General features: G+C 61.5%; 16 protein-coding genes and 1 pseudogene. 7 read left to right on the top strand and 10 right to left on the bottom strand.

All coding sequences use genetic code 11. From position 1 onward, the window contains the following. Positions 1–106 precede the first annotated feature (106 nt). The 10 genes from gp10 to EPN31_RS06230 form a co-directional block, all read right to left on the bottom strand. Positions 107–442, bottom strand: a complete 336-nt coding sequence (gene gp10, locus EPN31_RS06275; RefSeq protein WP_291770837.1) for a capsid staple protein — start codon at positions 440–442, stop codon at positions 107–109. A 9-nt stretch (positions 443–451) separates the two neighbouring features. Then, positions 452–2128 (bottom strand): portal protein, encoded by a 1677-nt coding sequence (locus EPN31_RS06270; RefSeq protein ID WP_291770835.1) that lies wholly within the window; start codon positions 2126–2128, stop codon positions 452–454. Between the two features lie 3 nt (positions 2129–2131). Next, on the bottom strand, positions 2132–2530 hold the full coding sequence (locus EPN31_RS06265; RefSeq protein ID WP_291770833.1) for a hypothetical protein: 399 nt from the start codon (positions 2528–2530) through the stop codon (positions 2132–2134). A 2-nt stretch (positions 2531–2532) separates the two neighbouring features. Beyond that, positions 2533–3000, bottom strand: a complete 468-nt coding sequence (locus tag EPN31_RS06260) for a hypothetical protein (RefSeq protein ID WP_291770831.1) — start codon at positions 2998–3000, stop codon at positions 2533–2535. Next, positions 2997–3458 (bottom strand): GNAT family N-acetyltransferase, encoded by a 462-nt coding sequence (locus EPN31_RS06255; protein WP_291770829.1) that lies wholly within the window; start codon positions 3456–3458, stop codon positions 2997–2999. The genes EPN31_RS06260 and EPN31_RS06255 overlap by 4 nt, the downstream gene beginning before the upstream one ends. A gap of 41 nt (positions 3459–3499) precedes the next feature. Next, positions 3500–5059, bottom strand: a complete 1560-nt coding sequence (locus EPN31_RS06250; protein WP_291770827.1) for a terminase — start codon at positions 5057–5059, stop codon at positions 3500–3502. 5 nt (positions 5060–5064) lie between these two features. After that, on the bottom strand, positions 5065–5565 hold the full coding sequence (locus EPN31_RS06245; RefSeq protein WP_291770825.1) for a terminase: 501 nt from the start codon (positions 5563–5565) through the stop codon (positions 5065–5067). Between the two features lie 19 nt (positions 5566–5584). Continuing rightward, positions 5585–5806 (bottom strand): hypothetical protein, encoded by a 222-nt coding sequence (locus tag EPN31_RS06240; protein ID WP_291770823.1) that lies wholly within the window; start codon positions 5804–5806, stop codon positions 5585–5587. 189 nt (positions 5807–5995) lie between these two features. Next, the gene (locus tag EPN31_RS06235) at positions 5996–8263 is read right to left on the bottom strand and encodes a virulence-associated E family protein (protein WP_291770821.1); all 2268 of its coding nucleotides are present in this window, start codon (positions 8261–8263) and stop codon (positions 5996–5998) included. Beyond that, positions 8260–8511: a Cro/CI family transcriptional regulator gene (locus EPN31_RS06230; RefSeq protein WP_291770819.1), complete on the bottom strand. Its 252-nt coding sequence runs from the start codon at positions 8509–8511 to the stop codon at positions 8260–8262. Before EPN31_RS06230 ends, EPN31_RS06235 begins: the two co-directional genes overlap by 4 nt. Positions 8512–8619: 108 nt before the next feature. On the opposite strand from EPN31_RS06230, the gene EPN31_RS06225 reads away from it, so the two are divergent. From EPN31_RS06225 to EPN31_RS06195, 7 genes and pseudogenes are all read left to right on the top strand, one after another. After that, complete coding sequence (locus tag EPN31_RS06225) at positions 8620–9006, top strand: hypothetical protein (RefSeq protein WP_291770817.1); 387 nt, start codon at positions 8620–8622, stop codon at positions 9004–9006. Further along, positions 9003–9323, top strand: a complete 321-nt coding sequence (locus EPN31_RS06220; RefSeq protein WP_291770815.1) for a hypothetical protein — start codon at positions 9003–9005, stop codon at positions 9321–9323. Before EPN31_RS06225 ends, EPN31_RS06220 begins: the two co-directional genes overlap by 4 nt. Positions 9324–9341: 18 nt before the next feature. Further along, positions 9342–9716: a hypothetical protein gene (locus tag EPN31_RS06215; RefSeq protein WP_291770813.1), complete on the top strand. Its 375-nt coding sequence runs from the start codon at positions 9342–9344 to the stop codon at positions 9714–9716. Between the two features lie 142 nt (positions 9717–9858). After that, positions 9859–10002 (top strand): hypothetical protein, encoded by a 144-nt coding sequence (locus EPN31_RS06210; RefSeq protein WP_291770811.1) that lies wholly within the window; start codon positions 9859–9861, stop codon positions 10000–10002. Continuing rightward, positions 9999–10466, top strand: coding sequence for a hypothetical protein (locus EPN31_RS06205; RefSeq protein ID WP_291770810.1), 468 nt, complete (start codon positions 9999–10001; stop codon positions 10464–10466). Before EPN31_RS06210 ends, EPN31_RS06205 begins: the two co-directional genes overlap by 4 nt. A gap of 50 nt (positions 10467–10516) precedes the next feature. Further along, a complete protein-coding gene (locus EPN31_RS06200; RefSeq protein ID WP_291770807.1) occupies positions 10517–10996 on the top strand; it encodes a hypothetical protein in 480 nt (159 codons plus the stop codon). A gap of 1 nt (position 10997) precedes the next feature. Then, a pseudogene (locus tag EPN31_RS06195) lies at positions 10998–11397 on the top strand (hypothetical protein); the annotation flags it as partial.

Genomic DNA, 11397 nt, shown 5'->3' with positions numbered 1-11397 from the left:
GCGGTCGAGTTTCTTGGCTCTTTCGCGCTGCTGGCCAGCAACATCCAACGGGTCCGAATAATTCATGGATGCACTCTAACGGCTGGCGGCGAGGGTATTGATACCCCTAGCCGCCATACAACAACGAGGCAGCACTGTCGGCGGTGTCACCGGCAGCGCCTGGGGTGTCCAGAGCCAGGTCGGTGAGCTGCACCGACAGGCTGCGTTCCGGGTCGTCCGCATCCCCATCGTTGACTACAGACGTGCGCGTGACGACGCCCACGGCGCGGATCATCACTGGCGTGCCGGGTGCCGGCAAGTCGGTGAGCCCCAGGGCCGCGCACTGGTCTTTGTCCAAGTTGATCGACAGGCCATAACCGTAGTCATCGGCCATCTGGTCCATCGCGGACCAACAATCAGGCCCCATCTTGGGCTGGCGTTTCATACTGGTAAGGTCGCTCATGCTGGCTCCTTAGTAGCCGCTGTACTGGCGTGTCATGTCGGTCAGTGCGTTGGCGCCCGACGTGTCGGTGGCTGCAAGTTTCTGCGCCGTGTCCGCACCTTGGTTCAATGCGGCCATCTGGGCTTGCTGCGCCTGGGCTTGTGCCCGTTGGGCACGCTGCGCCTTCACCTTGTCCGGGGACAGCAGCAGCCGCGGATCCAGGCCCAACGAGTCGGCGTAGATGTCGGCCCAGGCGTCCCCGTCCAGGTTGTCCAGGACTTCGGGTTTCAGCTGGGCGACTCCTGCCAGGCCAGCCGTGAACCGATCGATGCTGTTGGTGTTGATGGCCTGCTGCGCCTGGGCCAGCATGGAGATCAACGCCACGCTGATTTCCCGACCTTCCAATTCCGGCGGGGGCGCGGGGGCAATGCCTGCGTCCATGATGTAATCGAAGGTGATTTCAACCAACGGATTGATCAGCTCGTTGGTCAGACGCTCAAGCACGGGGCCAAGCATCAGCATTTTTTCCTGCTGGCGGGCTGACACCTCGGTGGCTGTCATGCGCCCGGTATCGTTCTGGGCGACCATCAGGAAGATGTCGACATAGAAGGTGTCGTTGATCCGCTGGCGCACATCCTGGATGTCGCTCAGCAGGGCCTGCAGCTCCAGCTGGACGTCAAACATCGTCTTGATGCCACCGCCTTGGCCCACCGCATCGACGAACGACACACCACCCGGCATGCGCTCCACGTCACGGTTCTTCAGCGACCCAGGCACCTGCAGCGGCGGATTGGTCTGGTAATCGATGCCCTGGGCCTTGCGCAGCTGTTCAAACTGCAGCTGCTTGATGTCGCCCAGCGATTCCATGCCGGGGGAGTTGCCATAGATGTCGCCGCCGGAGATAGCCCAGCGTGGCGCCACTGCTGCAAAGCGCTTGAACCCGGATTCGCGCAGGTACTGGTCAGGCTGCGAACCGCGCTCGAAGTACACCGAGCGCCAGGCCATGTTCTTCGCGTCACTCTTTTTGGGATCACGATCGGTGCGAGGCTCTATGGCATGCACCACCGTCACCCAGCTGTCCAGGTTGCCGTTGTCGTACTGGCTCTGCACCATCGGCGTGCAGTTGTCGTACCCGAATTCCGTCACCACTTCGTGGACGGTCTTCTGGAACTCCCGATACAGCGTGTTGACCTGGCCCTTCCAGTTGGTGGCCAGGCAGTATTCGCCACAGGTCAACGGAAAAAGCTGGATGACATTGTTGTAGTCCGGCACGATGAGCGCGCAAGCGGTGCCGTACACCGCCAGCTCTTCATACATCGAGTGCAGCACGCGGTAGGTGTTCGACCGTGCGAACACCGTCAGCATCAGGCCCGACACGTCGTTCAGCCATTGCTTGACGGCGGGGGATTTCATCAAGTTCGGATCGGTTGTCTCCAACCGGAACCATGGCCGGGCTGGGCTGGTGATACCCGACATGAGGCCCGCGGACAGCACGCGCATCGCACGTGTGGCTGTGTTGTCGTAGATGTGGCCATTACGCTCATTGCCTCGGTCGCGATCCTGGACGAAGAAGCGCCCAGAGCGCGGCATCATGTAGTCGCTGAGATCCTTCCAGTGCGTCCACCAGCTGGCCCGCTCGGTGACAAGCTGCGTCCAGCGGGTCAGGTACTTGTGGCGTGGGACAGGCGGCGAGGCAGGTTGAGCCACGGCTTAGCTCCCCAGAAGCGTGGATTTGCCCAGGGTTAGCGCACCCGGCTGCACGCCTTGCGGTCCAGTCAGCATCGTGCCGCCATTGCCCCCCTGCGCAGCCTGCTGGATGGCAGAAAGCATGGCACTGGTGTTCGGACGCTGAGGATTCGCGGCATTCAGTTGCTGCTGTGCCGTCTGTTGTGCATTCGCGGTCTGTGCCTGAATCGCTTCATTCTGTGTTTGCGCTTGCTGCTCGGCGATCTTGGCCGTGGCTTGGTCGGCCTGGGCCTGTTGCTGCACTTGCTGTTCAGCCTGCTGCTGCGCATCCTTCTGCGCACTGGCGGCGCGCTCGCCTGAGTAAATGTTGTAACCAGCCCCAAGGACGGCAGCGGTTGCGGCAATAGCGGTTGCGGCGGACATGTTTATTCCCCGGTGATGGTGACGTGATTGACGGCGCCGAGCTTGCGTGACATCAGCATGTCCACGTCGTCAGTGAATTCCGCTTCCGCCTCTTCCACGGTCTTGGCCTGCGTGGCAAAAACCATGGTGAGGTGCGTGTCAGCGTGCGCGACAATGGCCTGGCTGCGCTGCGCGCTGGCAGCCAGCACGTGGTAGCCAGTCAATGTGCTGGCCACATCCCCGATGTTGACGGTGGCTTCGCCGCTGAACACCAGCAGCGTCGGAACCCGGACGAACGCACCAGTCAGCACGGTGCCAGCGGGGATGCAAATCGTGCGCGAGTACATGCCGCCATGCAGCACGTGATCGGTAGCGATATCGACCTGGGGGAATTTCAGCAACTCGCTTTCCAGGCTGCGCACCTTGTCAACAGCCTGTGGGCTCATTGCCAGGATGCGATCCGTGGTGTCGGCAAGCTCAAACTCGCTCATGCCAGCCTCTGGAAGAACACCGTGTTGGAATGCTGGTAGCCTGAGCGAGACAAGACGCGCTCCAGGCGCCCACCGGCCGGTGCTGATATGAAAATGCCACGGGCACCCACATCATGCGCCACCGTCTCAGCGAGTTTCCGCAGCTTCTGGCCAACACCACCGTGCCGTTCAGTGGGGTACACGAAGAATGATTCCGTGCTGGCGATGACCTGGTTGCCCCAGTGTGGAACCGGGGACGTTATCAAAATGATGAAACCCACCAAGCGTGCACCACGCCATGCGGCCAGGAAATGCGCGATCCCTGCAGCCTCCATGCGAGCGTAGGCCGGCACGTCCAGAACTGCAGGACCAAGCTGCGCCAACGCCGATTCAGCGGCGTAGGCCTGCACCAACTCATCGAGGTTGGGCGCGGCCGCCAGCTCAGCAACTGACGATAGGCGAACGGTGACAATTTCCATGGCCGTAAGCCTACCCGGGGCTTTGCCGGGTATTGATACGGCTAGAACGGCCGGTAGCTGCGGGCCTTGTCCATCTGCGCCATCGGGTCGTAGGCGCGCACATCCTGGGTGTGTCGCGCGGCGCGCAAGGCATCCAGCTTGGGTGTATCCATGAGCGCCAGCACGTAGGCGCTGCCATAGTCGGGCGAACGGCCAATCTTGGCGATGATCTCTTCGCGGCTGGCGACCATGATGGTGGCGCCCGACATCGACCAGGTGGGGGCGGTCAAGTCCGCGAGCAAGCGCGGATCCGGTGGCAGTGCAATGCCGGTGTTGCTGGCAGGATCCAGCGCCTCACGCATGCGCCACCAGAGCTCACTGCGCAGGTTCTTGAATCGCAGCCGGCCAGACTTGTCCAGGCCACGTGGCGCCTCAGCGACATTCACGCCCACAATCTGCTGTCCGGCCTCGCGCAGGAAATCGTACGGACTGGATCCCACGCCAATCACATCCAGGTGGATGACGGCCGAGTCGCGCAGTGCGGCGATGGTCAGGCCAGCCACCGTAGGGCCGTCAGGCGTCTGTGCGCCGGGATAGGTCAGGGGTTCGTTGAACCACATGTCATGCCGGCGCGCAAGGATCGTGCTATCACGGCCGCCCCGCGCCACATCCACCCCCAGGCTATCCATAGGGGGAAGTCTCGCCGGCTTGACCCAGCGCGCCTGTGCCGTTTCCACCCACGCGGTCGGGATGACTTGCCAGGGATCATCCTCAATGCCCGCGTTGAAGTCGCCGTACAGCATCTGCGTGCGCAGCGGTTCAGGCAGCGACTGCAAGACCGATTCGTAGCCGGTGCCGGTCAAGAACGGATTGTCACTGATGCGCGACGGGATGAACGTGCGGCTGCGTGGAACGATCCTTTCACCATCACGGGTGAAAGGCGTGCCATCGGGCACCTCCACCTCATCGCCATCGATGACGGCGAACCATCGCAGTTCCCCAGGCTTGGCAGGGTTCGGGTGCTTCTTGTCCAGCCACGGCGCGAAGAACGCGATGACCCAGCGGCCTTCCGGACTGGTGGGTGGGTTGAACGTCATCAGGACGCGCGAACGCTGGGTCGCTTTGGCCGTACGGTTCCACCCCATCACGAACCGCGCCTGGTGCTCACGGATCTCCGTGGCTTCGTCCAGCACGATCAGATCGTGCGGGCGACCTTGCCAGCGCTGCTCATCGCCTAGGTTGTCCAGGCCACCAAATTCAACCAGTGGCTGCGTGCCCAACGGCACACGCCATATCGCCTTCTGGCTGTTCAGGCCCGCCGCGCTGCCCGTGATTTCCATGAGCCGCTGCGTCAGGCCCTCCGTCTGGGCCTTTTCGCGCCGCAGCATCAGCACACGGTCATGTGCCGTGATGGCTAGACCCAAGGCAAGATCGGACTTACCACCCCCGGCCGCGCCGCCGTAGCCCACGATGTCAGCCGTGCTGTGGTAGGCATCAAACTGCGGGCCTGGAAGCGGGCGCCAGGGCGTGATGCGCATGTCCTCGGTCAACAAGGCGTCGACTTCCGCACGCTCCTGGGGGGTGAGGTACGGCAAGAGGTCAAGGATTTCAGCCACGCTCATGGCAGCTACACCAGGCCAGCAAATGTGTCATCGTCCTGCGCAGCCTGCCGACTACGGGCGATCGCCGTGATGGCCGCCAGGCGCGCCGCGCGTTCCGTGTCGCTGATCTGCACCGGGCCACCGTCGGCGCCAGTGAGCTCCACAGATTGCTTGTCGCCGTACTTCTTCGGATTCCACTTCGCCAGCAGCTGCAGACGTGTCCAGATCTGCAGCTTGGCGCGGCCAACAGCGACCTCGTTGGTCAGCATCCCCTTCTTGGTCATCACCCAGTCATGGGTTTCGTTGTCGCTGATTTCCAGGCACTGCGCGGCCAGCGCGTCGTGTCCAATGTCCCGGGCGCGCGCGATGTTCACGGCAAGATCTTCGTGCACACGTGACCAATCGGATACAGTCTGCACGCCAGGCATGTGGTCATCGCGGCAGATAACCGCCAAGGGTTCGCCTGTGGAAAGCCGCTCGCATATTTCTGCGGCCAGTTCGGGGGTGTAGGTGCTTTTTCGTGCCATGTCGCGATTTCAACCCTGATCACTTTGAGTATTGATACGGGGTCTGGCACCGTGCCCGGCCGTTGCAGATCGCTTGCACCGTGGCCTTTGGCATGTCCATCTTGCGCGCTATCTCGCCGTAGCTTGCGCCCTGGTCACGCAATGCCAGCACCAGGTCAACTTCATGGTTCGTGTATCGAGCCTTGGGATGGTCTTCGCCGATAGGCAAGCCGTGCTCGTTCAAGGCGACAAGTTTGGACATTTCCGAGACTCCTTAAACGTGCAAAAAATTACCAAGACCACTAGACCGCCTGTGACCCCTGTTTTCCTATAAAACCCCTAGACCCCTAGACTTATATATGCGCGCTAAGTGAATAAAAAGGTGGTCTAGGTTGGCTAGGTGGTTCAGAACCAAGAAATTCAAGGCTTTCCAGCAGACCACGCCCGAAAATCAGGTTGTCACAGGTGGGCTATTTTTCAGGAACCACGCCCTCACTTGCCTATTTCCCGCCCACCGACGCCCGCGTACATAGCCTAATTTCTGCAAACATTTACCGATTCGCATTTCTTCGCGTTTTCCAAACATGCGAGCCTCCAATCGAAGCGCTCCCACTGCAATATCGGACACTTGCAAAAATTCGCGCATTCGTGGCGTGCTGCCCAAATTGAAGTCATCCGGCGTACCCAGCCACTTGGCGATGTCGTCTTCCCAGGGGTCGCTGACCATGTGTTCGGCGTGCACATCCTTGGCCAGACGCTCAGCATCATCAAAGGCCACGCCACCGGCCAGGAACAGATCCCGGGCCTCGGCCCATAGCTGCAGCCGGTCACGTTGCAGGCGAGCGACATCCACCTGCCCAACCCTCACCGGCAACCAACGGCGGTTGCCCGTGTCGTCAGCCAGGAACTCGTCCTGGTTGGTTGTGCCCACCATCACGACACGGCGGGCGTAGGACGCGGCGAACTCCCGGTACTTAGGCACCCACTGCTCATGCGTGCGCGCCACGAACGCCTTGATGGCCTCCAGATCCCGGTTACCCAGGCCGCGCAGCTCCGATATCTCGGCGATGAGCTTGCCGCGCAGCCGGCGAGCCTGGTCATCGTCGTGGTCATTGAAGCTGACCTCAGCGAAAAAGTCCGGGCTAGGCACCATGGCGGCCACGCCTGAAGACTTGCCCACTCCCTGGGGGCCCACCAGGATAGGCACCATGTCGGCCTTCACCCCAGGCTCCACAACGCGCCCGGCCAGCGCCGTCCACAGATAGAGGCCCACCGCCCGGGTGTACGGTGTATCGGCGGCACCGAAGTAGGTGAGCATGAAGCCTTCCACCCGGGGCACACCGTCCCAGGTCAAGGCATCCAACCACGCCCGTGCTGAGTCAAACTGGTTTTCGTCAGCGACCTTTTCCACCACGTCGCGCACCAGCTCCCGGCCCACGGGCTTAAACCCGCCACGCTCCAGCGTGATGCGCAGCTGCGTGTAGTCCACATCCCGGAAGGCGCGCCACTCGCCCGGCGCATCAGCCAGCATGATGGCCCCCTGGAAGCTGTCGTATCCCAGGTGCGTGCCGCATTCATCCGGCCGGCGACAGGCCAGGGCGACGTTTTCGACCGTGGCCAGGATCGCACCCTTGTCGTTGCGCTCATAAGCTGGAGGTGGGGGTGGAACCGGCGTGCCATCTGGCTGGGTGGTCGGGATGACGTCGAACCCCGCCAGCGTGTCTTCCTGGTAGCCGATGGCTGCGAAGAACTCAATGTCCAGCCGGTCGGCGCAGTGGGCATGCAGGCACTTGAAGTGCCCCCGATCATACCCGCCGGTGCCTGCCGGAAACCATACCGTTGCATCAGTGCCCGTGGTGTCGCTGGTGTGCTCGTCCTCCCAGGGGCAGGTGATGATAAGGCCACCGTCCCGGGACTCGCCCAGCACCCGGCCCTGGTCGATCAAGAGGCTGGCCACCGGATCATCAACGGCCACCAGGTCACCGCGCTGGCGGGGTCGCAGGGCCTGCGCCTGGTCAAGCGTGGCCTGGTCGATGGTGAGTGTCACCGCATCGTCCAGTAGCCCGGACACGAAGCCGCTACGCACAGGCACCGGATCCACCACCCCAGGTTCGAAGACGGGTGCTGCCGTGTAATGCACCTGCACGGGGTTCAGCACCGAGTCATCCAGGGCAATGGCTATAGTCTTCACCCAGGCTTTCAGCTGGGCCGACGTGTAGGGGGTGGCGAGCCAGAACCAGATATGGACCTTCAGCACGCCGCCCTTGGTGGCATGACCCGCGCTGTTTGACAGCTGCCAGTGGTAGGCCGCGCCCTGGAAGCACTCGGGCAGACAGGTGGCGATGTACTCATCGATGGCCGGCACCGGATCGCGCACGGGGTCAGCGGTGAGTGGTTGGAAGTCATCCACTTCGACCAGCACCCAGTGGTGGGGCGTGTCATCGAACAGTTCCAATAAGCGCCGCACCCGGCCATGCTCAGGCGCCAAGCCCACCTCAGCGGCATGATCGTCGCCCAGGTACGCCCCACGGATGACGCAAGCGTGGGGGTCATCCTGCAGCTGGGCGAGCTGGGCCGACAGGTCGGCGATGCCGGCCAGTGGTACCGATGACTGGGTGAAGAACTTGGCCTGGTCGTAGGCGGCTATCGTGCCGTCGGCGCGCCAGGTCTTGGCCAGCAGGTTGGACTGGTGGCGCAGGATTGTCAGCGTGTCTGTCATGCCGCACGCCCCCGCTGCTTTCGGGATCGCGTGTACTCAGGCCACAGCAAAGGCCAGTCATCGGGGCGAAGGTCAGCCCGGGTGACGGCGCCACCCGTGGCCTGCTCAATGGCGATACACCGTTTCATCGGCACCCTGCGCGTGCCGGCGCACCACTGGCTGATGGAGGCAGGCTTGACGCCCAGCTGTTTGGCCAGCATGAGGGTGGACCCTCGCCCCCTGCGTTTCAGGTAGGTGCGCAGATTCATGGGTTTCGCTAATTCGTGATGTTCAAGCCGTAAAATTAGCGTAACGCGAACATCTAGTCAATAGCGTAACGCGAGCTATACTGTTTGCGTTTTGCTAAAGGAGCTAATATGGCCGACATAGATGAGGCTCGCCGCAAGGCAATGAGCCTACTGGAGAGGGAAGCCGGCGGCCCAGTAGCAGCCGCAAAGCGGGCCGGCATGGGTTACGCGCAGTGGGTGAATTTGCGCTCAGGCGCTGCCGATAGTCGCACAGGCAAACCGCGTGGCATGCGAAAGCAGACAGCGCGCAAGATTGAATCCGCCTTTGGCCGGGATGAAGGATGGTTGGACTACGCCGACCTGGTGGAAGACTTGGATGTTGGGCTACACAAGTCAGACGTCGAATTTGAATTGGTGAAAGAGGCCTGGGCGGTTGCGGGCCCAAACAGCCGGATCCAGGTGCTGACCTGGGCGCGGGCCACGCTGGCCGCGTATCGGGATAAGGGAAGATCATGAAAGAAATCTTTGTGGTGGTTAGCCTATTACTGCTCGCAGGCTGTGCCAGTTCCCCCACACTCACCGACCGTGCGGCCCGCGTGCAGGTGCATTCACAGGTGTCCACGCTGCTGACGTCCTGCCAGAAGTTGGGGCCGGTGACAGCCTCCGCCGATTCAACCTATGGTTGGAATCGACCCGTCCAGGCGAAAAACAATGCCCGCGATGCAGTTGCTGCCAAAGGCGGCGACACGCTGGCCATTACCAACACTGACCAGTATGCGAAGCCCGACGTCGATGTGACCGTGGTCCAGGGCGTGGCGCTGCGCTGCTACTGATTCGTCGGGGGATAAACCATGGCTTTCTTACGTGAACGTGCTGATCATCGTTTGGCGCTTGGATCTCATAGAACCGACGCCACGTGGGTGGGGTGGCGCGGTCATTCGAGTTTTCTGGTGCGTCGTGCTGAGGCACAAGAACATCAGGACGATGTGGAGTTTGCCGCTTTTAAAACTTGGTGGGATGCGAAGCATCGACTGCCAGGCCTGAAAAAGCTGCTGGCTGGTAAGGGAGTGCGCCGCGTCGACTGGGAGGAAGTGTATCGTGGCTGGGTGGCTCATTCCACATGGGAGCGAAAGGGAAGCCAGCATGGATCCTTGTTTAGCGGCGCCGACTGGACTACGACCCTTGGTATTTTGTTTATTGTTCTGTTTTTGGCGCTGATCCACTAGATCACTTACCGCGTTCCAAGTAAAGCCCGCTACGTGCGGGCTTTTTCATGTCTGTTACATAAAAATTCGCGTAACGCTATAGAAAATATGTTTGCGTAACGCTAATATTGTGTCTGTGGTTGAACAACACCTAGGACACAACATGAAAGCAACTCCGATTATCCCGGGCCGCGTCTATCAGGTGCGCTACCGGCAGACAAGCATGGTGGTCATGGCGTCGCACGGTTGTGATGCCATCTGCATCGCGCTGGAAGCGTTCGGGCTGTGCGAGAAGGTGGCTGCATGAGCACCCCCATCACCTTCTCCATTCCTCTGGCCGAGCTTCAAGCCGTCGCGCTGGCCGCCGGGGACAAGGACGTTCGCTACTACATAAACGGAGTGGCCTTCGAGTTCGCCACCGATGGTCTGTATCTGGTGGCCACCGACGGTCACCGGATCCACGTCATCAAAGCAGCAGTTGAGGAAGCCTTCGGGCTGTCGGGACTGACTGGCCAAACTCTGATCGTTCCCAACGAAGTCATCAAGTCGATCAAGTCACCAGCCCGCGCCAAGCAGACCCGGATGACCGTCGCCGTCGAACCCTCAAAGAACGACAACGGTGAAGCCACTCATCGCATTACGTTCACTGCTGGCAACGACAGCGACTCCAAAACCGGGTTTGCCATCATCGGTCACTACCCCGACTGGTGGCAACGTCATCGTGCTGGATCTGCCCAATTGGTTATTTCCCCACGCAAGCGAAGACCTTGACGACCTTGTGTAAGGCCGCCTTCCACATCCACCAGTAGGAGTTTGACTCTATGTTTCCGATCACCCTCACCATCAACAACCAGTTTGAACTGAACGCCATCATGGTCGCCCTGGGAGCGTCCAAACCCAACACTGGGCGAGAAGCTATCCACGCGGCCGTCCAGGCGCCACAGGAGGCCACCGAAAAAAAGCCGAAGACGCAGGCGTCTACGTCTGCGAAGACACCGGATGCGCATGCCAGTACCCAGCCTACTGTCTCAGCCCCAGCGGTCGCTGCGTCATCATCCGGGGCAGGGAACTCCGACGCGGCACAAAGTGGGAGTGACGAAGGCGCCTGGAACACCCAGGACGGCTACAAGGATTCTGCCGAGTACCAGACCGTCGCCAAGGCGGTAGTGGACTTGGCTCGCACCAAGGGCCGCGAAGCCGCCGCCGCACTGCTGGAAAAGATCGCCGGCGTGAAGTCCCTGCCCGAGTCCAAGCCGTCGCAGGCTGACGCCATCGTCGCGGCATTCAAGGCGGGGGTGTGACATGAAAATCACATCCGAACTGCTGAAAGCCAAGGGCGCATGCGCCGACGGGTTTGGCTGGTTCATCAAGCACTTTCCCGAAGGCGAGGCGGAATACCAGGCCGTGCTGGATGCACTGGCCAACGATGATCAGGTGTGCTACGCCCAGTGGCTGTTCCAGCACGTCGGCGCCGATGAAAGCGCGGTCATGGAACTGGACGCCGTAACTGGACGCCGTCACATCTTTGTGGCTGGCCGGCTGAAATGCCGGGGTGCCATTGCGATCAGTGGCTACCTGTTCGCTGGCGGGGGCATCAAAGCTGGCGAGGGCATCGAAGCTGGCGAGGGCATCGAAGCTGGCGAGGGCATCGAAGCTGGCGGGGGCATCGAAGCTGGCGAGGGCATCGAAGCTGGCGGGGGCA

It is taken from the genome of Castellaniella sp., from assembly GCF_004321985.1.
Taxonomy (GTDB): Bacteria; Pseudomonadota; Gammaproteobacteria; order Burkholderiales; family Burkholderiaceae_B; genus Castellaniella.
The sequence above is the reverse complement of the archived record's forward strand: the minus strand, read 5'-3'. Positions and strand labels throughout refer to the sequence as shown.